This window comes from Anatilimnocola aggregata (genome assembly GCF_007747655.1).
Taxonomy (GTDB): domain Bacteria; phylum Planctomycetota; class Planctomycetia; order Pirellulales; family Pirellulaceae; genus Anatilimnocola; species Anatilimnocola aggregata.
In genome coordinates this window covers 1,337,221-1,357,801 of the sequence record NZ_CP036274.1, presented here as the reverse complement: position 1 = coordinate 1,357,801, position 20,581 = coordinate 1,337,221, and the positions used below count along the sequence as shown (strand labels likewise).

Below are 20,581 nucleotides of genomic sequence, written 5' to 3'. Positions count from 1 at the left end.
TGCCAGATTACGCGCCGCGATAGCTACCGGTGCCGCGCGACGAAGCATACAAGCTGAGCCAGACGACAATCAGCGCGCCGACGATCGACATGATCCAACCGGCACCGCGGAAGGCACCATCTTCGGGCCGGAATCCCAGGCCCCACGAGATGAACCCGCCAACGAGCGACCCGGCAATGCCGAGCAGCATCGTCATCATCAGCCCCATCGATTGGCGACCGGGATAGAGCATTCGCGCGATCAACCCAACCACGAGACCGAAGATTGCCCACACGATGATTGAACCTAACGTAGCCATGTCTGTAACCCCCGAACGGTGCGTGATCTGAAGAACCAGTTTGCTTCGCCTCGCGCCTGGCGAATTGCGTCACCCCAGATTGCACGTGCCGTGCCAATTGTCACCACGGGCGAAATAGTGGTTATTTCAGGCCGTTTCTTCTCGTTTTGCAGTTTCGCCTGGCGACAGTTGGGCAGAGGAGCAACATGTTGAGCAAACTTTGACCGCCCGCGCAACAGATCCACACTCCTTTGTTAAGCTGGCGGCGGAGGACCGCGAGCATGATTTTGCAGCGACTGCTGGGCGACGTTTCCGCCGCTACCTTTTTGGAAGAACACTTTTTTCGCACGCCATTCGCCCGACCGGGTGGCTGCCTGGATGTAATTGCTTGGGACGCAGCTACGACCTGCCAGCAACTTTTGCCTCAGCCGGAATTGGACCTGCTCGTCACGCGCGAGGGGCGACCGTGGGAAGGACCGCCGGTGAACAGTGCCGCCTTGGGCGAAGAGGCGCTCGCGGCGGGCTATACGCTGTGCCTGCGGCATGCCGACAAGCACGACCCGGTCCTGGCGAAGATCGCAGCTGAGTTTCAAGCCGAGTTTTTGGCTCCCATCGACGTACACATCTACTGCACGCCGGCCGAGCAGCCGGGCTTTAGTTGGCACTACGATGCCGAAGAGGTTTTTATCCTGCAGACCGAAGGCTCGAAGGACTGGTGGCTGCGGAAGAACACAGTCAACCCGTGGCCCCTCGTCGAGACGATTCCCGCCGACATGCGCTACGAGCGCGAAATCATGCCCGCTCTGCACTGCACGCTGCAAGCCGGCGACTGGCTCTATATTCCTGCCGGCTACTGGCACCGCACCAGCGCGACCGAGCGCTCGACGTCACTCTCCATCGGGATCCTCTCACCCACTGGCATCGACCTGTTCGACTTCCTCCGCACGCAACTGCTCGACGACCTCCGCTGGCGGCAGCGCCTGCCGGTGCTCGGTGCAGCGAATCCAAAAACTCCAGAAGAAGTCGCCGCGCAGTGCCAGGAGATGTTTGCGGAACTCGCGAAAGATTTGCAGCGGAGAATGCAGAACAAGTCGCTGGTGCCTGCTTTCATTCGAGCGAGAGGCAACTCGCTTTGAGCTACTCCAGCGGTTCGGCCCGCTCAATCGCCAAAAGGGCATCGGCGGGCTTGAGGGTCGCTTTGCGGAGGATGTAGCCGCGGTGAATGATCTGCTCACCGTTGAGGCTGTCGAGCGAGGCGACTTTCACGGGCCCTTGTTCGAGGAGGCCGGTGACTTCGACTGTGGTGGAACCGGCTGCTAGTTGGCTCGCGAGTTTGGCGGCGTTTTCGAGGTGAACTTCGGAGCCGCGATAGAAGAAAGAAGGAGCGGCAGTTTTGGTCGAGAGAGTACCACGCAAGATTACTTGCTTGCCCAGTTGATCGGCCAGTTGAACGAGTCGGGCGCTCGCGCCTTTGCCGCCTTTGTCCAGGCGATAAGTGCCCGTCTTGTTGCCCAACGTGCGAATGGTGCCGCGGGCTTCGACCACTTTGCCTTCGGTCGCGCGGGGCCAGGGCGTGCCATTGTCTACGAGCAGTCGCCAGTTCCCAGCGGCGATGTAGGCCGAGCCTCCTTCGTTGGTGGCTTGCCCTTGAATGAGGGCTTCGCGTCCGACGAAGTCGGCGGGTGAGAAAGGCTGCAGCTTGATTTCGGTTTGTTCGTAGACGGTCAGTTCGTGCAAGAAGTATTGATCGGTAGTTGCCAATATCGCACCGGCCCGTTTGTAAGCTGCAGGCGGGATGCCGACGAAACCACCCGTTTCAAAACCTTCGAACTCGAACGCCTTGCCGACTTCGAGATTCGGAATCTCATCGCGGCCGTAGTAGTCGTTCAACTTGATCTGAATGAACTCCTGCGTGGCCAGTCCGTTCACCCGATAAACCCGCACGCTGATGCCGCTGTCGTACCCCTTTGCCCGGCTATTCACCACGATGCCTTGCACCTTGACCACGTCGCCCAGCGGCACGCGCAACTTACCGATGAGGCGGAACTTCTTACCGAGCTGATCGAGAGGAACATCGACGGCCTGATCGGCAGGAGTCGATTCGGGCCGCGCGTCATAAGCGGCTGGTTGCACCACCTGCTGAGCCAGCGCGAGGTCGGCCGCGAAAAAAAACAAGATTCCAGCGATCATCCAGCGCGACATAATACGGCTCCCTGCCATTCCAATTGCTAGCACGCTCGCGAAAATCAAGCCGCCGGCATACGCAACATAACACCGGCGGCTGAAGGAGTAGAAGTTCAGTTTTTACTGAGAATCAAGCATCTTGCTTGTCGTGCTCTTCGCTGCAACTCGACAGGCTCGATTGCTAAGCCTCGCGAGTAACTTTCTTTCAGCAGTGAAGGCCAAGACTAGCTGGCAAAGACTCGCTGCCGCTCAAGCCAGATACTGCGAATGCATTTCAACTGAATTATTTACTTCGCCTTCGCAGCCAGGCAGGCCGCATAACCCAAAATGTCCCCCTGCTCTTGGCAGTGGCTGAGCACGGCGTCGAACTGCTTGGCTTGAATAGCCAGTTCGATGAGCGAAGGTGCCATGCCGATGGGGGCGACGGTTTTGGGATTCAGCTTGATCGCGGCGGCAATCGCCTGGCCTGGTTTGTTCAATCGCGCGAGGAGTTCGACATAAGTTTCAATCGGCACGCTGCCGTGATATTGCGGGTCGAGCAGTTCGGACTTCTGTTGAAAGTAGGCAATGGCTTCGTCAACGTTCTCGCCAAGCAGCGATTGAAAATAGAGCGCGTTCGACGGGTATTGATCGGCGAAGGGCTCGTCGCCTTGATACTGAAACTGCTGGCTGAGGCGACGGCCATATTCGGTCAGGTCGAGAGCCATCCGTAGGTCTGTGGGGTCGGTTAGCACGCGGGCATTGCGAACTGTGGCGGCCAGATGTGTCGTGTCGATGTGATAAGCATTTTCGAAGAAGAGCCATTCGCGATCGCGAATGAGTTCGAGCAGTGTATTCTCTGGCGGTGTGCCTCCTTCCTGACGAGCAATATCGTGCTTCACACTGCCGACCAGGTCGCTATGCACCTTTTGCAACAGCTTGCGCGCGGCGGGCTGTTGTTCGTGCCGCGGACGGCGAGCCACCGATTGCTCGTACTGGGTGATTGAACTGCAGGTGCCGTATTGATCGATCATCAGCTGAAAGCCTCGGCCAATATCGACCCCTTCGTGCAGCAGCACTTCAATCAGCTCTTCGGTGTTGTCTTCGTCGGGCACAACCTGCTCGAGCAATGCCCGGGCTTCGGCCAGTTCGCCGACGGGGCGCAAATACATGTACCCTTCGCGAACCTTCCCTTCCTTAATCAACAGCGTCCCCACTTCGCGGCAGGCAGCAATCAAACCGTCTTCGAGTTCCTTGCGCAGCGGCTCGCTTAGGCCATCGCTCCCTTCGCTCGATTGCAGGGGCAAACCCAGCCGCAACCGCAGCTGCATCTTTAGGGCTTCAAACAATTCGTGGTGCCGCTTTTCTTTCCGCAGCTGCTCGGCGGCCTGCACCAGCACCGCCGCTGCTCCCCCTTGGGCGAGCGACGACTGCAATTGCTGAACGCTGGCAGCTGGGATATTGGCGGCAGAGGCAGTTGCGGGAGGAGCGGAACTCATGGCAAAACGCTCGCTGGAACGCGGAAAGGAAGGAGTGAACGTCGGGCGGGCAAAGACCCATCGTACCACCCTTCGCGCGGCATCGGCTACTGGTCCCGAATTGCGGCCTTCGCTAATCTGACCGGCGGTGAGTAGCAGAAAACGCCCTTCACCCCGGCCCCTGCGGCGGGGGCTGGGCAATTCAATTCTAGAGAGAACCTCTCATGCCAAAAGTCTTGCTGCCAATCGGCGATGCCACCGAAGCGCTCGATACGTTCTATCCCTTCTTTCGTCTGCAAGAAGCGGGGTACGAGGTCGTCGTGGCTGGTCCCGAAGCCCGGCTCTATCACACGGTGCTTCACGAGATTCCGCCAGACTCCAGCATTCCCTGGGATATCACCCAAGAACGCCCGGGCTACTTCATTCGGGCGACGATGGCTTTTCGCGATTGCCGCGCGGCCGACTTCGCCGGCCTGTTCATTAGTGGCGGTCGAGCCCCGGAATACATTCGCTACGATCAAGACTTGCTGCGCATCACACGCGAAATGGCCGCGGCAGGCAAGCCAATCGCCTCGGTTTGTCACGGCGTCGAAATCCTGACCGCAGCCAACATCATTCAAGGGAAGAACGTCGCCACCGTCGCCAAGTGCCAACTCGATGTTGAACAAGGTGGCGGCAAGTATGTGAATCGCGACGTGGTGATCGATGGCCAACTCATCTCGTCGCGCACCTGGCATGATAACGCGCCGTTGATGCGTGAGTTCTTGAAGCTGCTCGACGGAGCGAAATGATTGGTGATGGCAAACGACGCGAAGCATAATTGACTGCACCGAGTTCGCCCGAACGAACTCGCTGATGAACCGACTTGGTACGACACCATTGAGGCTGCTATGAACGAAAACCAGGTCGCCGCGCACGAGCGAATCGCGGTGCGCAAAATTGTCTGGCGCGAGGTCTTTCCGTGGCTCATTTTGCTGCGTGTCTTTCGCGTGGCCATTGCTCCCGGCCCATTGATGCTCGCTACCGGCGCGCTGGCCCTGTCTTCGTTCGTCTGGTGGTCGAGCGGCTTCATGTTTCTGACGCAGGTCGAATACGACAGCGTGCAGCGCGCCGATTTCATCGGCTGGCCTTACCTGCCGTCGGAACGAATCACAGCGCACATTCCCCTTACAGCCGCCGGTTATTTGCCCAGTGCAACGGGGACGGTTTTGCAGCCGTATGCCCATTTGACAGAGCCAGTACGGCAACTGTTCGACTACACCACACCTTGGAATCAGGTCGTCTATTATCTCTTCGGGTTTTTGCTCTCGACCATCATCTGGACCTTTGTCGGCGGCGTGATTACGCGACTGGCGCTTGTCGAACTGGGGAGTGAGCAGGCCTACGATTGGGTCGATGCGGTGCGCTATGTCCTGCGGCGTTATCTGCAATACTTGCTCGCGCCGATTGCACCCCTCTTCGCGCTTTTTGGCCTGGGCCTATTGCTTGTGCCACTGGGGTGGTTGATGAACCTGGAGATTGGGCTGGTGATTGCCGGCCTCGTTTGGATGTTGGTGATTGTGCTGGGCCTGGTCGCAGCCTGGCTGTTGGTCGGCCTGTTGTTCGGTTGGCCGCTGATGATTGCCGCCGTGGGAGCCAAACGCGATGGCGATGCGCTGCAGGCGTTCAGCGAAGCGTTTTCCTATGTTTATGGCAAACCGCTGCACTACTTCTTCTATGCGGTCGTGGCCGTGAGCCTTGGCGCGCTGGCTTTGACCGCAGTGCAACTGTTCGCCGGTCTGGCGGTGGAGTTCGGTTTTTGGGGAACCGCCTGGGGCGCGGGAGCCGAGCGAATCACCCAGATCAAAGAGCAACTGCCGCTGGCCCAGGCGGGCCGCGATGTCGGTGGCTCGGCCACTCACGATACAGGCGTCTGGCTCATTGGTTTGTTCGTCTCCCTCGTCGAAGTGGTCACCACTGCGGCAGCCTTCAGCTACTTTTTCGTCTCTGCTGCCGCGATTTTTCTCCTACTGCGCAAAGCGGTCGATGATAAGGAGATGGACGAGGTGCACTTAGAAGACGAAGATGTGCATTTGGAAACCGCCCGCCGCGCGATGCTGAGCGATGACGCACCGCCGACCGATTCCCCCGGCAGTTATCCCGTGAGCCCACCCAAGGACGAAGACGTAGCCGAATAGCTGCGGAGAATTGAGTTGTTCTGGAGTACCAAGTGACCGCGCTGCAATGGATTCTGATCGCGCTGGGCGTGCTTGTTACTGCCTTCGTCGGTTGGTTGATTTACCTGCGACTCTTCAGCCGGTTCGCACCCCACCAGGCCGTTTTCTGGGGTGTTTGTTACCTGTTTGCCCGCTGGCAATGGCGGGCTAAGTTGCCGCCGAAATTGCCGATCCCCGAAGAGACCGGCGCGGTGATCGTCTGCAATCATCGCAGCAGCGTCGATCCCTTTTTTGTGCAGACCGCCTGCCATCGAAAAATTTATTGGATGGTGGCCCGCGAATACTGCGTGCATCCCATTTTCGGCCTTTTCCTGAAGCTCTGCGAAGTGATTCCGGTCGGTCGCGGCGGGATCGATACGGCGGCCACCAAGATCGCCATGCGTCACGCCGCCAAGGGGGGCATTGTCGGCATGTTTCCGGAAGGGCGCATCAACATGACCGAGCAGATTCTGCTGCCGTGTCGCCCTGGGGCAGCCGTCGTGGCGATGAACTCTCGCGTGCCCCTGCTGCCGGTTTTCATTCAAGGCTCACCCTATCGCAACGCGGCCTGGAGCCCTTTCCTGATGCGGGCGAATGTCGTCGTACGCGTTGGCCCGCTGCTCGACATCTCAGAGTACTATGGCCGCGAAGACGATCCCGAGGCCGTGCAACTCGTCATGCTCCGTGTTTTGAAAGCCCTTGCCGCCCTCGCCGGGCAGCCCGACTTTGAGCCGCAACTTGCCGGCCGAAATTGGAAACCCACCGATGCTCAAATCACCGCCGACTTCGAAGCTGCCGAAGAGCGAAGGAAGAGTAAGTAGTTGACCACCACTTCACGCTAATTGCGCAAGAACGTATGGGCCCTTCGGTATGACGGCGACCTTCGCCGTGGGGCCATATTCGGCCAGCGATTCGGCCACGGCTTGCTCGATGCTCGGGGCCCATTCGACGAACAGGCCGCGCAGCGTTTCAGCCGGCAGACCGTCGGTCACGACTTTCACACGGGCCTTGCGGCGAACCTTGGCCAACTCTTCCAGCTGCCATTGATCCATCACGAAGTAACCTTCACCGGTGATTCGCTGCATGAACCCTTCCAGCGTGCTGTTTTCACGAAAGAGCTGCTGAAATTGCGGGCTACCGATTCCTTCGCTCATGCTCGCGCAGAGGATGATGGTGCCGCCGGGCTTGATGATCGAGAGGGCGCCGTTCATTCCTTTCACGGCTTGATAGAAAGTCGTATCGAGTGGATAGCCGGCCCCGCTGGTGACGACAATCTCGACGGGCTCGGGCAGATAGTCGTGTACGACCTGGCTGCAAAACTTTACTCCCTCGGCGAAGGCCTGCAACATATCGCCGGCGACGAACTTCAGCGGTCGGCGCTGGGCATCGATCACCACATTCACAATAAAGTCGCAGCCCGCGCGCTGGGCGATCCAAGTGTTTTCTTCGTGGACCGGGTTTCCTTCGAGCGAACCACTCTCGGCCCGTGGATGTTCGAGAAACGCCGGCCCGTGCCAAACCTTCACCGTTTCCAGCGCGGCAAGTCCTGGGCAGATGAGCTTACGCCCACCTGAGTAGCCAGCCATGAAGTGAGGTTCGATCAGCCCGATCGTGATTTTCAGTTCGGCCTCGACATACCGTGTATCGATCCAAATCGGCACGCCGCGTGGGCTGTCCCCCAGGTAGGTATGTTCGTCGCGCTCCTGGCCGTGATGATTCTCAACGCGATAGTTCGCGGCGATCTCACTCCCCACCATTTCCAGCACTTCTTCGTCCGTACTTTCGCGGTGCAGGCCCGTGGCGACCAGAATGAGGATGTTCTCTCGCGCGATGCCACTGGCTTCGAGCGTGGCGAGGAGCGGGCGGAGGATCAACTCGTTGGGAACTGGCCTTGTGATATCGCAGATGGCGATGCAGCAAGTACGTTTGCCGGCGGCTAATTCGGCGAGAGGCCTCGTACCCAGAGGCGCTGCCAGCACGCTGGCCAGCGAAGCGACCGGATCGGGGAGGGGCGGGGCATCTTTATAATGCAACGTGCGGACGACTCGATCTGCGGGCAGATCGGCATAGAGGCCCGTGCGACCGTACTCGAGCTTGACGCGCATGGCCGAACCTCGCGGGGTCTGCAGTTGGTTCTCGTCGCGCACGGCAGGCTGCCGCGCACGGAGTACTCCTCACGCGAAACGCGAGGAGGATTGTCAACGGAACTGAGTCGCTTACTTCTTGGCAGCGGGCTTCGCAGCACCGGCGGCTGGCTTGGCGGCTGCGGCTCCACCCTTGGCAGCTCCACCCTTGGCAGCAGGAGCAGCCTTCCCGGCTTCGGCCCCTTCTTCCGTCTTGACCTTCTTCTTTTTCTTCAGCGAGAGCTTGAAGACGCGGACCTTCGGCAGGCCGAGCACCTTGTCCCCTTCTTTGAACTTTTCGGCAGCCATCAGCTGCGTCACGCGTTCGGCGCGGGTCAGCACGTTCCGGTTCTGAATACCGCTGCCCTTAACCTTCAGACTCTTATCGATCGTCATGACTTTCTCCCGGCCGCTCGTCAGCGGTGCCGTCCAGCAATGTTCGTCGCTCAAATTGGCTGCAGTAACTACCGGCAGCGTCAATGTTTAAGCAAAAATGGCCCGTACTCTTCCGCCAGCTGCACAAGCGCTTGCACAGCAGGCCAGCTCAGGCGAATCGACCAGTATAGAAATCTCCGGCCCCGTTGGCAACCGCGGAAGTGATGTGGCATGGGCCAAAAGCGCCTAATGCTCCGCAGCATTGCCGACGACCAGGCGTCCCTTGTCGAGCCGCTGCACGTGCGAGGCCCGTTCGGCTGCCCGCGGGTCGTGAGTGACCATGATGATGGTCTTGTTCAGAGTCCGCTGCAGAACCTGCAGCAAGCTTAGAATCTCGTCGGCCGATTTGGCGTCCAGGTCGCCCGTCGGTTCGTCGGCCACAATCAGCGTGGGGTCGGTCACAATGGCCCGGGCAATTCCCACGCGCTGCTGCTGACCGCCGGAAAGCTGGCCGGGGCGATGGTTTTCGCGGTTGTTCAAGCCCACTAACTCCAGGGCCGTACGGACTTGCTTTCGCCGCGCCGCCCCACTTAGAGGGAGCAGCAACAGCGGCAGTTCGATGTTCTCGTAGGCCGTGAGGACGGGAAGCAGGTGATAGAACTGGAAGACGAAGCCAATGTGCCGCGTGCGCCACTGCGCCAGCTGACCCTCGGACAGTTGCGAAATGCAGTTGCCGCCGACCCAGACTTGCCCCTCGCTGGGCGTATCGAGCCCGGCAATCAAGTTGAGCAATGTCGTCTTGCCCGAACCGCTGGGGCCCATCAGTGCCAGGAAGTCTCCTTGCGCCACATCCAGATTCAAACCGTTGAGCACGTCCACGCGTTCGCTGCCACGGGTGAAATACTTGTGCACTCCCTGCACGCTGACAATCGCCGGACCAGACTTCATCTTGGATCAATTCTCGAGCTGGATCACAGGGGGCTGAACGAATCGAAATGGTGGCCGAGCCAGTCAGTCGCCGCGCGCTGGGCCAATGCCGGTTTGTATTCTACTGGGGTGGGGCCGCTGTAGGTGCTGCCTCAGCCTTCAAAAACGTGACCGTTGCGCCCATTTCGGGCTTCAGGTACACACCTTCTTCTTCCGGTGGAATCGAAAGTTTTACGCGCACCGGTACGGCCCCTTTGGCGCGGTCGGCGATGGGCATGAGCCGCGAGACATAGCCTTCGTAAATTCGCTCAGGATAAGCCAGCGAACGTACGCGGCACTTCTGTCCCTTGAAGACTGTTGAGATATCGCGTTCCTGCACGTTGAGGTCGACTTCCAGGTCGGACAGATCGGCCATATCGCACAGGCTGAACGAACCGTTGAAGGCGATCGGGTTCACGATGTTTCCCTCTTCGGCGTTCTTCTTCAAAATGGTGCCGCTGATCGGGGCCTTGATAATGCAGTTCCCTAATCGCCACTCGGCCTTGGTCAACTCGGCCTTCGCCTGTTCGAGAAGTGCGCGGGCGTTTTCGATCTGTTCGTCGCGCGGGCCGAGCTCCATCAGGCGAAACGACTGTGTTAGTCGAACGATTCGCATTTCCATGGCTCGGTACGCACTCTCGGACTGTTCGAGATCTTGCTGCGTAATGGCATTCGTCTTGCGCAATTCCGAGTTGCGTTCCCATTGGCTGCGAAGCTGCGAAAGCTGAGCCTGCGATTCACCCAGTTCGGCCTTGGCCTGAGCGATCTCTTCGGGACGACTGCCGTTTTCTAACTCGCGGAGTCGTTCGCTGGCAGCGCGGACGGTCGACTTCGCGCGGTCAACGTCCGCTTGATACTCGGTGTTTTCGAGCCGAGCGAGAATCGCGCCTTTGTCCACGCGGCGACCTTCTTCGATATGCAACTCGATGATCCGCCCGCTGACCTGCGGACTGACGAGGATTTGATGCGCGGGAATGATATAGCCCTGCGACTCAAGCGCCGTAGTTCCCGGCCGGCTGAGAGCGGCGGGGACATTTGCCGCACCGTTGTTCGAGCCCGCTTCGGAACCATTGCTGGTCGGCTGTTCGGGCGAGGAGTTGTTTTCCGCAGCTGTCGTGGCGACCGCCCCGGGCGCCGCCGCACCGCGATTCGCCTCCAACGTCTCGCGCACCAGGTAGAACAAAATGCCCAGAAAGCCAGCGCCGACGACCAAGAGAACTAGCGAACGAAACCAATCGCCTCCCTGCGGAATAGAAGAAAGCCGGAGCGACCGGACGCGATCCTCGAGGTTTTCTCCGTTGGCGGTGCCGTCGCCAGTCGAGGGATCGAGCACCGCAGGATTTCCGCCCGACATGTACTAAGTCTCCAGGTCGTTGGATGCTGGTCCGAGTGGCTTGGTATTCTCTTCCACGTTTTGAGCTTCGCGCCACGGCTTCTTTTCTTTGTAGCTTTCCAGTTCCTTCTTCAGCTGATCTTTGACTTCGCCTTCGCCCAACTCCACGGCCTTGGTCGACCACTTGATGGCCGTTTCGAAGTCACCCTTCTCAGCATAACCCGAGGCCAAGGTGCTGAGGATGTGGGCCTTTTCGTACTTGGTGAGTTCGCAGGCCTTGGTGGCCAGTTCGATCGAACGCTTGGAATCGCGCACGCTTTCGGTTTCCGAAGTGGCCAGAACCCAGGCGAGATTATTCAAGACGCCAGTATCTTCTGGATCGATCTTCAACGCTGCTTCGTAGTCGGCAATCGCTTCGGCGTGCTTGTTCACACTTAGCAGCACATCGCCGCGGGTGCGGTACAGGTCGGCATCCTTCGAGTCATCATCAATCAGGCCATTCAACACTTCCAGGGCCCGGCGGGGCCGCTTATCACCTTGCAGGTAGAGAGCCAATTGCAGGCGATAGTCGGCGTTTTTGGGATCGGAACGGAGCAGCGTTTGCACATCGCTGATCGCTTCGCCAAATTTGCCAAGTTGGGCCGCCAGCCGGCTCTTCATCAAGATTGACTGCGGTACGTTCGGATTGATCCGCAGAGCCTTTTCAACATCAGCCTTAGCGTCTTCCGGCTTGCCATCGGCAGCCAGCAGTCCGCTGCGCATGAGGAGCGCCGGGAGATCTTCGGGATTGATCTTCAATGCCTGATTCAAGTCTTCGATACCGGACTTAAGATCGTCCTTGAGCACGTGGACCCGAGCACGCAGGTTGTAGCCCAGCGTTTCTTGCGGCTTGAGCTTGATTACCTGGTCGCACAGCTTGAGGGCTTCGTCGTACTTCTTCAAATTCGTCATTACCTCGGCTAAAGCGCCAAGGACTTGCGGATTATCCTTTTGCAACTCGACCGCGGCTTGCAGGTCGGCCGTGGCTTTTTCGTTTTCGCCTTTTTCCAGATACATCAGGGCCCGAGCTTGCAGCGCGCTGGTGTTGCGTGGGTCGGCCTTCACGGCAGCATCGAAGTCGTTGAACTTCGCGTCCATGTCTTCGGTCATCTGGGCCCGCAGGACGAGCGCATCGGCATAAGCCTTGGAATTATCCTTGGCCTTGAGCAAGCGAACCGCTTCGTCGATTGCTTCAGAAGCAGCCTTCTCATCGCCATCGGGCAAAATCTGCAACTTGGCAATCAGCAGAAACGTGTCGGGCAGTTTCGGGTCGTGCTTGCGCGCTTTTTCGAGATCGGCCAGGGCAATCTTGCGAATGAACGGCCAGCGCGGGCTGGGAGGCGTTTGTTCGAAGATGGCAGCGCTCAGCCGGTTGGCATGTTGAAAGAGCGTGGCCGCCAGCAGTTGCCGGGCGAACTCGGCGTTGTCTTTTTCCAGCCCCTTGGTGAGGGCACTTTCTGCGAGGCTAACGACCTTTTCCAAGTCGGCGAGCGACTGCACGTTCAATTGCAGGTCGATGGCTTTATCGAGGTCTTCCTGGCCTTCGTTCGCGGCATAAGAAACTGCCGGTGCAAGCACCAGCATTGAGGTCAAAACGACTAACGAGATGAATCGCATGGCGATAGCTCCAAAATTCAAGGACGGCCAATGCCGCACCGTGCAGCGGTCCCCGCATGCCGCTATTATGGCGCAGCCAGCGTTTCAACGCTATGCGAGTCTGACGCCTAGGCAGACTACCGCGATTAATATTCCCCGCCCCCCAAAAGCTGTTGCCAATATGCCGACCATCGTCGCCCGCCGCTACGATTCGCTCCGCCCGGTCGAAATCGCAGTGAAGGGCAGAACTATCGATTCCATTATTCCCGCCCGGCAAGTGGCCCTGAATTCGCTGGCCGCGGAGACCCTGCCGATTGTGGCACCGGGCTTTGTCGATCTGCAAATCAATGGCTATCGGGGCCGGGAGTTCAACGACCAGCAGCTGACCATCGAAAAGGTCCGCGAAGTGGCCATGGATATGGACGCTGGCGGCTGCACTAGTTTTCTCGCCACTTGCACCACCGATAGCCAGCAGGTGTTGGCCAATTCGTTCGCGGTGCTGGCGCGGGCGATCGACCAGCTGCCCGAAGTTGCCGCGCGCATTCCGGGCTTTCACTGCGAAGGACCGTGGATCTCTCCGCTCGATGGCCCGCGCGGTGCTCACCCGATTCAGCATGTGCGCGTTCCTACGCTGGATGAATTCAAAAAGTTCCAAGACGCCGCGCGGGGAAAGATAAAACTCCTGACCATCTCGCCCGAATATGCCGAGGCGATTCCAGTCATTCGCGAAGCAGCCCGGATGGGCGTTCTCGTAGCTATTGGCCACACCAACGCCAATAGCGACCAGATTGCAGCAGCCGTCGATGCCGGTGCTCGCCTGAGCACCCACTTGGGCAACGGTGCTCATCCACAGATCAAGCGTCATCCCAATTACATTTGGGATCAACTGGCCGAAGATCGTTTAGTCGCCAGTTTGATTGTCGATGGCCATCATCTGCCACCAGCGGTAGTGAAAGCGATGATCCGCGCGAAGAGTCCCCAGCGCTGCATTTTGGTCAGCGACGTTACGTCCATGGGAGGCATGCCCCCGGGCACCTATGCCACAGGACTGGGCGACCTCGAAGTGTTGGCGAGTGGCAAACTGGTCGTGGCTGGCCAGCGCGATATTCTCGCCGGCGCTTCGCTTTTGCTGGACACCTGCGTCGCACAGGTTATGCGCTTCGCAGGTGTGAACCTCGCCACTGCTGTTGAAATGGCCTCCACTCAGCCTGCTGCATTGATCGGCGTGACCAATCACCGCCTCGACGTCGGCTGCCCAGCCAATCTCGTGCTGTTTGACGAACCGACAGTGGGGACCACGAAGTTGGCAGTGAGAGGAACAATGAACTCTGGCGATTGGTGTTCTTCGAATGCAGAACGCAAAATGCAGAATGCAGAATAAATGCAAAGGTATCTTCGTTCTGCATTCTGCGTTCTTACTTCTGCATTTCCCCTACTTCTTCCAAGCGTGGTCTTCTGGCTTCACGCCTTTGGTGTATCCCTTGAAGCTGAAGCGGGTGGGCTTGTAATCGCCGACTATGTCGACGACGGTCTTATCGGGAATCTTGCCTTCCAGGCCGAGTGCCCAAAAGCTGGCGTTGACGATCATGCGCCGCACACCTTCGTTGAGCAGGTCTTGCGAGGCTCCCATGGTGGTCGTGAAGACGCGGGCCTTCTTGCCGCTGCTGGTGGTGTAAGTCTTGGTCCAGGCGACGGGCATCATGGGGTCATTCTTCGGACCTTCCAGGGCCTTGTCTTCTTCCTTCATGCCGTCGACCACTTGTCCCAGCACCAGCGGCACGCTGTCGCCCGGCAAGGGCAGGTTGACGGTATAGACGTCGGTTGGCCCAAAGATCTGGCCGTCGGCAATTCCCATCAGGATCGGGTGCGATTCCTGACCCTTGGCAAAAATGCCGCGAGTCGCCTGACTGCCGTGCTTGCCGTGATGGTTCACCCAAGTCTCTCCCAGCACTTGCCGGCCGAAGCCCTTGGTGTAGTCCTGGCCGCCAAAGTTGAAGCTGTACTTCTCGTAGGTCTTTCCCTTCGGGATGTTGAAGGCGTGCGTCGACGTCCGCAGCCCGATGATTGGCTTGCCCGACTCGATGTACTCGGCCATGTACTTCATCTGGTCATCGGGCAAGTCGCGAAAGCGGAGGCCGACGATCATCAGGTCGGCAGTCTCGAGCGCTTCGAGCCCCGGAATGTTGCTGACATCGGGATTGATCGTGCCGTCTTCGGCAATGGGAAACAGCACCGTGCATTTGAAACCATGATGCTTGGCCAGGATCTGCCCCAATTGCGGCAGGGCTTCCTCGCTGCGGTATTCTTCGTCGCCAGCGACGAGGACGACATGCTTTCCCTTGCCGAGCCCTTCTGTCCCTTCGTAAACAACGCCCGCGGCGGAAGCGGCGAGAGGCAGAATCAACAAGCACGAGAACAACAAACGGCAGAACATGGGTGTTAACTTTCGTGGAGAGTGATTGATTGCAGATTTTAGATGTCAGATTGCAGATTGAAATACAAGCGAGGGAATCATCTTCTCAATCTGCAATCTTCGATTTGCAATCTGCAATTACTTTGCCTCAAACTTCCGTTGGCTGGTCTTGTCGGCGGTGGGGAAATCGTCGGGAACAGGGACGGTCACTTTGCCGGTCGCTGCCCATTCGGTGCCGCGCTGCAGGGTGGTGATAAAGCCCACGCACTCCTGCGAATCGTTGCCGTGACCCATGGGCGTGTGGAAAATCTTTCCCTTGCCATATTCGAGCGTCATCAGCATTGGTTCATGGCGACCGCTGCCACCTTTCTTCGGGTCCGCAAACGCCGTGGCGAGCACTTGCATGTTTTCGCCCGGGCCACGCAGCTTGTCGTAGAGTTCGTCGTTCATGTGCATCCATTCGCGCGGCAGACCACGGGTGATGGGATGGTCCCCATCGCGGACGATGATCTGAAACGGATGCTGCGGGCCGTGATGTCCGCCGCTGCCCGGGGAAGTATCGCGAACCAGTTTGCCGGCCGCGTCCAAGTAAACGTACGGACCGCTCTTCTCGTTGCGGCCACCCCAGCCTCCAATGCCGATCATCTCGTTGTATTCGCGCCAGTTGCCGAACGAATTGTTCGCCGCATGCACGATCACCAGGCCGCCGCCACCCTTTACATAGTCGATGAACGCGGTCTTGGTTTCTTCCGGCCACTCGGCTCCGTTGTAGTTCGAGACGACGACGTCGTACTTCTTGAACTCCGGCTTAAAGCTCGGATCGGTCCCTTTCGGTGCCGTCGTCGCCACATCGACAGTGAAGAGCCCGGACTTCTCCAGGTACGACTTCATCATCTTGGTTGTTTGCGGCCAATTGCCGTGATTGTTCTGCCCTTCAACAATCAGTGCTTTCAGTTTTGCATCTGCAGCGGCAGCGGGCAGAACGAGCGCTGCGACCAGCAGCAGGCTCAACGCGGTTTGAATGAGCAATCGCATCGATGAAGTTCCGGGGAGGTGAACGTTGATGGAGGGGAAAAGCAAAGCGGATCGCCGGCCAGTGTAATCCTCCGCCCAGCGAGAAGAAAGCTTGGGCGAGACAAGCACAGCGGGCGATGACTACTCGCTGGAAAGAATTCGACTGGGTTGCAATCGCATTGCACTCTTCCGCTGCCTTGGCGGCGAAAGTAGCAAACATTGGCTACCCCTGCGAAAAGCGGACGATTATGCCGATTGCGCCGCTGCGATAGCTGCGGAGAGGTTAATTTGAACCGGCGGCGACCGGCTTTGGCAATGGACAACGCGGCTCGTAACGACCATGCTTAAAGGTGGAGTTCGTGCGGTTGGAGAAGAGGCGTCGCGGAGGCGAAATCATGCTCAAGTTGCATTTCATTTCGGCTGGGGAATACCGCTGGTTCGCGGCAAGTCTGTTGGCTGGCAGTGGTCTGCTGCACGCTGGCTGCGGCTACGATCCCTATCCGACCCCCAAACCAGTGCGCACGCCGGGAATTCAATCTTCTCTCGATGGCGTCCAGCGGGCCACGTACGAAACGAGCCTGACGACCGGCGCGGCACCCACAGTTCCAGCGCCGGTGATGGAAGTCTATCGGCCGCAGGCTCCCGAAATCATCCCCTTCGAACAATGGACCGAACAGCAGGCCGCTGCTGACGCGCTGGGCCGCATCGGACAGCAAGCGATTCCCTACCTGCAGCAGGCGCTGCGCAGCCCCGATCCGCAGATCAAAATTCAGGCCGCGGAAGTGCTGGCCCGGATGGGTTCAGATGCGAAGAGTGCCGTGAACGACCTGGTACCGTTGCTCGACGATCCGGATCCCGAAGTTCGCAAGGTGGCGACCCGGACGCTCGGTCGCATCGGTCCCGATGCAGCCGCCGCCATTCCCGCGCTGATGCGGTCGCTCGTGCAACCCGAGCCCTTGCCACCCGCGCCGGCTCCAGCCCCAACTTCAGGTTCAGCCCCTGGGCCGCTGACCGAACCACGCCTGCTCCCCAGGCAATAGAGTCGCCGCATGCGTGAGCACAGCATCAGCCTGCACATTCGCGTCGCGCCGGAGGAAGTCACGGTCTGGCATCTGCCGCTGCGCGATCGTGGCTTGGGTGCTTGGGTGGCTATGCTCATTCCGCTGCTGGCCGGCCTGGCGGTGGCCTGGCGTTTCGATCAATGGTGGGCAGGGGTGATTGTCGGGCTGATTGGCTACGCCGCCATCTGGCGCAATTGGCTCCCCGTGCAGATTTCGCTCGGAGCCACCGGCATCAAAGAACGCTGCCTGGGCTTTGAGCGGCGAATTGGCTGGACGGCCATTCGCTCCTACGAAGTTCGCCGCCACGGGCTGCTGCTGCTGCCCGACGATCGGCTGACGCGCGTGGCTCCGCTCCGCGGCCTCTACCTGCATTGGGGCACGCAAAAGGACGAAGTGCTGGCCGTCGTCGAATACTACCTTCAAGCCTGGGCCGGCAGCGCCCCGCCCAGTACCCACGTGATGAAACGGCTGGTAACGAAGTAACATGCCAGCTGGTAGTAGCTAAACTATCGACGGATGTTAGGTTGCCAAAGCTGGTTAACCGGGCCGCTTGCGGCCGTTGAACTGTTACCCCGGTGAATTCGCAGTCTACCCGCGCAAGCGAGTGGGTTAACCAGATGACATTGAGCGCTTGTTCGACGACTGCTGGCTTCCACCCTCGATCGTAACAACGAGTCCAGCGAATGAGCCAGTTCACAAACGCATGTGCGACTGCTACCCCAGTCGAATTATGTGAATCGATTTGGAATAGATTACTAATTGACGGCGATTGTGCTGACGTGGTGTATGGAGAGCGAATGGACTTCGCATCTCAGCCATGTAGGTCAGTCAGTCATGTAGTGCGAACATTGAGACCGTGGAAACAAAGCGACTCGTGAGAATTGCCACAAAGCCATTCTCGCCCACAACCATCGGCAGCGGGCATTTGTCTGACTACGTGCCTCCTGACCTGCTAGGGAACGCGGGTGAGCATATGTGCCGGCGTTGAACAAATCTAACTCTGGTTCTGTCAGGCAGGAGTACCTGCCTGACCTACTTACTGACTTCGAGGAGTTATTGGGAAAGTTTTCTAAGGCCTTGGGAGACTTACCAGAGGGGCGGACGCGGATGCCGCTTGTTTTAACTCCAGATCAAGTGTTCGCGCAATACCCATGAGGTAATTTATGAATGATTCTCAGCCTGTTGTATGCTGCTGTCTCTATGGATTATCATTTCAGAAAGATTTATTCCGTACATTTCTCCTGAGAGCTCGGTCTGACTTAATGTTTACGGACGGCACTAATACTTCGTTAAGTGTCTGTAAGGGAGGAAAAAGTAAGCGGTGCGGCAGAGCTACAGTCGCAAATATCAGCCGTTGCATGGAGGATGAAATTGAGGGGTTTACGATTAGTGAGCAATCGTCGAAAGCGTTATTGCAAAGAGATTTCGAGAAAATCACCTTCTTTCAGCAGGGGTGTTTAAACATTTCGGTAGTGAAAGGGCGTGATGAGTCCATTGCAGCAACAATGCGTCAGCTAACAATCGACTGCGCAAGGTGTTTAGGGAGTTCGTATGCGCTGATGACAACTATCCCTTATGGGTTTGTTCCACCGCTTTGGTGCGGTGGAGTTGTATCAGGATACGCGAGCGCAGAATTGCCTGCAGACGATCTAGACAGGCTTGGTAGATGGATGAGTCGTGGAGTTTTGGGACGGGCATTTGACGACGGATGGCTCAGGGGGGTATACGAACTCAATATCCTGAATAAGTGTCAGGCAAATAGAACTGTACATGGAACGACACTGATAGACTGGGTAAATCGCAATCGATACGGCACATGGTCAGAGATTTCCGAGAATCGCTTTCGTTGGGATCTAGAACTTGAGACATGCATTCGTGCTGAACATTCACTTATTCAATTTAATCTGATCGTGCAATGAGATTCTATTTGCGGCGTTGGGTGGCACGCAACGCCGTGAACCCTTTTTGGCGAGAGTGAAAAAGTCTTGATGCGATTGAGGTTAGTGGCGATGCTTTCGTTTCTCACCGCGAAAGGATCGTTCACCGCTCACCCGAAAGGATTCGGGAATGTCGCATCAAGACCCTAGTCGAAGTCAGCAAGGTCGAAGTCAGGTTGTCGTTGCCGAGTTCCAAGCGGATCAGCTCAAGCAGTCACTGGAGCGATTGCTCGGCGAGGGGGACTGGGGTGCGATTCGGTTTCGTGACGACTGCACGTGGGGCCCACGGCAATTGGCGGCCACGGCGTTGCTCTGGGCTTGGTCGGATGAACTCACGCTGGGGGACCGCTTCTTTGCTGCCCGCAGATTAGCTCAATTTCTGTTTGCGCCGCAACAGGAGTTTGCCAGTTCGGTGCAAGCCTTCATGAAGTTGCTGCTGCGTTGGACGGTGCTGCTGGTCGGCGTATTGCAGGTGACGTTTCGACGGCAGATGCAGCGTGCATTACCCACCCTTTGGCGAGTTCATGGCCTGGTCCTCTTCGGCATTGATGGCAGCCGAGTCGACGTGCCGCGAAGCAAGTCACACGAGGCGGCACATGCTCCGGTTCGCGATGGTAAGGGACGAAAACTCAAACGCAATCGTCGCCAGAAACCGCGCACCGCGATTCACTCGCGCAAGGCAAGCGTCCCGCAAATGTGGTTGACCCTGCTGTTTCACGTCGGCACAGGACTGCCTTGGTCGTGGCGAATCGGTCCGACCGGCAGTAGCGAGCGCGAGCATTGGTTGGCGATGCTCGACGAACTTCCGAGCAATGCCCTGATCACCGCCGATGCTGGCTTCGTGGGTTACGATTGTCTGCGCGCCGTTGTTAACAGTGGTCGCCATTTCCTGGTGCGAGTCGGTTCGAATGTGCGTCTGCTGTACAAGCTGGGCTTCTCCCGCGAAGTCGTTGGCACGGTGTATCTCTGGCCCGATCGTGCTGCCCGTCGCAGCCAGCCGCCGCTCGTGTTACGCCTCGTCGTGGCCACTGGTGGAAAGTATCCGGTCTACTTGCTCACCAGCGTCGGAGAAGAAGAATTATCGCGCGGGCAAGTCCTCGACGTTTACCGTCGTCGCTGGGGCGTGGAACTCTTCTTTCGCCACTTGAAGCAAACGTATCAGCGCCGCAAACTTCGCAGCACCAATGCCGCGCATGCGCGTTTGGAGTTGGAGTGGTCGCTGCTGGGACTATGGAGCATGGCGCTCGATGCTCAGGTCCAAGCGACGCGCGTACAACTAGATCCTACTCAACTCAGCCTAGCGGGCGTCTGGCGCACGTATCGGCGGCTGATGCGCGACTATCGACATCCGCTGGCTCGGCAACAATCGCTCCCCCACCAACTCCCTCAAGCAGTGCGCGACACCTACGAGCGAGCCAACAAATCCAGCCGCAACTATCCTCGCAAAAAACGTCCCGACCCGCCCGCTGGCTCTCCCGAGTTCCTACTCGCCACCAAGTCCCAAATCCATCGCGCCCGCTACCTCACGACCGCTGCCTAAAAAGGGTTCACGGCGTTGGGTGGCACGGGTTCTTCCCGTGTCTGCTGGCCATTCTCGTGCGAGAGGGATGG

At 58.4% G+C, this 20,581-nt stretch carries 19 protein-coding genes; 9 read left to right on the top strand and 10 right to left on the bottom strand.

Annotation, left to right across the window (positions count from 1 at the left end; all coding sequences use genetic code 11):
* Nucleotides 1-7: 7 nt before the first annotated feature.
* A complete protein-coding gene (locus ETAA8_RS05290) occupies nt 8-298 on the bottom strand; it encodes a GlsB/YeaQ/YmgE family stress response membrane protein (RefSeq protein ID WP_145085938.1) in 291 nt (96 codons plus the stop codon).
* Between the two features lie 260 nt (nt 299-558).
* On the opposite strand from ETAA8_RS05290, the gene ETAA8_RS05285 reads away from it, so the two are divergent.
* Nucleotides 559-1,413, top strand: coding sequence for a JmjC domain-containing protein (locus tag ETAA8_RS05285; protein ID WP_145085935.1), 855 nt, complete (start codon nt 559-561; stop codon nt 1,411-1,413).
* Nucleotide 1,414: 1 nt separating this feature from the next.
* Here ETAA8_RS05285 and ETAA8_RS05280 read toward each other — a convergent pair whose 3' ends face one another.
* On the bottom strand, nt 1,415-2,479 hold the full coding sequence (locus tag ETAA8_RS05280; RefSeq protein ID WP_145085932.1) for a hypothetical protein: 1,065 nt from the start codon (nt 2,477-2,479) through the stop codon (nt 1,415-1,417).
* Between the two features lie 269 nt (nt 2,480-2,748).
* Nucleotides 2,749-3,939, bottom strand: a complete 1,191-nt coding sequence (locus ETAA8_RS05275; protein WP_145085929.1) for a hypothetical protein — start codon at nt 3,937-3,939, stop codon at nt 2,749-2,751.
* 203 nt (nt 3,940-4,142) lie between these two features.
* On the opposite strand from ETAA8_RS05275, the gene ETAA8_RS05270 reads away from it, so the two are divergent.
* From ETAA8_RS05270 to ETAA8_RS05260, 3 genes are all read left to right on the top strand, one after another.
* Complete coding sequence (locus tag ETAA8_RS05270) at nt 4,143-4,709, top strand: DJ-1/PfpI family protein (RefSeq protein WP_145085926.1); 567 nt, start codon at nt 4,143-4,145, stop codon at nt 4,707-4,709.
* A 99-nt stretch (nt 4,710-4,808) separates the two neighbouring features.
* Nucleotides 4,809-6,095, top strand: coding sequence for a hypothetical protein (locus ETAA8_RS05265; protein ID WP_145085923.1), 1,287 nt, complete (start codon nt 4,809-4,811; stop codon nt 6,093-6,095).
* A gap of 32 nt (nt 6,096-6,127) precedes the next feature.
* Nucleotides 6,128-6,934, top strand: coding sequence for a 1-acyl-sn-glycerol-3-phosphate acyltransferase (locus ETAA8_RS05260; protein WP_202921571.1), 807 nt, complete (start codon nt 6,128-6,130; stop codon nt 6,932-6,934).
* 12 nt (nt 6,935-6,946) lie between these two features.
* Here the strand turns inward: ETAA8_RS05260 and larA are convergent, their stop codons facing one another.
* The 5 genes from larA to ETAA8_RS05235 all read right to left on the bottom strand — a co-directional run bounded on the left by larA (nt 6,947) and on the right by ETAA8_RS05235 (nt 12,566).
* The gene (gene larA, locus ETAA8_RS05255; RefSeq protein ID WP_145085917.1) at nt 6,947-8,218 is read right to left on the bottom strand and encodes a nickel-dependent lactate racemase; all 1,272 of its coding nucleotides are present in this window, start codon (nt 8,216-8,218) and stop codon (nt 6,947-6,949) included.
* Nucleotides 8,219-8,329: 111 nt separating this feature from the next.
* On the bottom strand, nt 8,330-8,632 hold the full coding sequence (locus ETAA8_RS05250; protein WP_145085913.1) for a small basic protein: 303 nt from the start codon (nt 8,630-8,632) through the stop codon (nt 8,330-8,332).
* 225 nt (nt 8,633-8,857) lie between these two features.
* Nucleotides 8,858-9,559, bottom strand: coding sequence for an ABC transporter ATP-binding protein (locus ETAA8_RS05245; protein WP_145085910.1), 702 nt, complete (start codon nt 9,557-9,559; stop codon nt 8,858-8,860).
* A gap of 100 nt (nt 9,560-9,659) precedes the next feature.
* Entirely contained in the window at nt 9,660-10,931 is a 1,272-nt protein-coding gene (locus ETAA8_RS05240) for an HlyD family secretion protein (RefSeq protein WP_145085907.1), read from the bottom strand.
* A 3-nt stretch (nt 10,932-10,934) separates the two neighbouring features.
* On the bottom strand, nt 10,935-12,566 hold the full coding sequence (locus tag ETAA8_RS05235) for a tetratricopeptide repeat protein (protein WP_145085904.1): 1,632 nt from the start codon (nt 12,564-12,566) through the stop codon (nt 10,935-10,937).
* A 160-nt stretch (nt 12,567-12,726) separates the two neighbouring features.
* On the opposite strand from ETAA8_RS05235, the gene ETAA8_RS05230 reads away from it, so the two are divergent.
* Nucleotides 12,727-13,926 carry an N-acetylglucosamine-6-phosphate deacetylase gene (locus ETAA8_RS05230; protein WP_202921570.1) on the top strand — a complete coding sequence of 400 codons (1,200 nt, stop codon included), beginning with the start codon at nt 12,727-12,729 and terminating at the stop codon, nt 13,924-13,926.
* A 51-nt stretch (nt 13,927-13,977) separates the two neighbouring features.
* On the opposite strand, the gene ETAA8_RS05225 is transcribed toward ETAA8_RS05230, so the two are convergent.
* Entirely contained in the window at nt 13,978-14,979 is a 1,002-nt protein-coding gene (locus ETAA8_RS05225; RefSeq protein ID WP_145085898.1) for a ThuA domain-containing protein, read from the bottom strand.
* A 117-nt stretch (nt 14,980-15,096) separates the two neighbouring features.
* The gene (locus tag ETAA8_RS05220; RefSeq protein ID WP_145085894.1) at nt 15,097-15,993 is read right to left on the bottom strand and encodes a ThuA domain-containing protein; all 897 of its coding nucleotides are present in this window, start codon (nt 15,991-15,993) and stop codon (nt 15,097-15,099) included.
* A 374-nt stretch (nt 15,994-16,367) separates the two neighbouring features.
* On the opposite strand from ETAA8_RS05220, the gene ETAA8_RS05215 reads away from it, so the two are divergent.
* From ETAA8_RS05215 to ETAA8_RS05200, 4 genes are all read left to right on the top strand, one after another.
* The gene (locus tag ETAA8_RS05215; RefSeq protein WP_145085891.1) at nt 16,368-17,012 is read left to right on the top strand and encodes a HEAT repeat domain-containing protein; all 645 of its coding nucleotides are present in this window, start codon (nt 16,368-16,370) and stop codon (nt 17,010-17,012) included.
* Nucleotides 17,013-17,021: 9 nt separating this feature from the next.
* Complete coding sequence (locus tag ETAA8_RS05210; protein ID WP_145085888.1) at nt 17,022-17,516, top strand: hypothetical protein; 495 nt, start codon at nt 17,022-17,024, stop codon at nt 17,514-17,516.
* An 875-nt stretch (nt 17,517-18,391) separates the two neighbouring features.
* A complete protein-coding gene (locus ETAA8_RS05205) occupies nt 18,392-18,952 on the top strand; it encodes a hypothetical protein (RefSeq protein WP_145085885.1) in 561 nt (186 codons plus the stop codon).
* 148 nt (nt 18,953-19,100) lie between these two features.
* Complete coding sequence (locus ETAA8_RS05200; protein WP_145083689.1) at nt 19,101-20,510, top strand: transposase; 1,410 nt, start codon at nt 19,101-19,103, stop codon at nt 20,508-20,510.
* Nucleotides 20,511-20,581 lie beyond the last annotated feature (71 nt).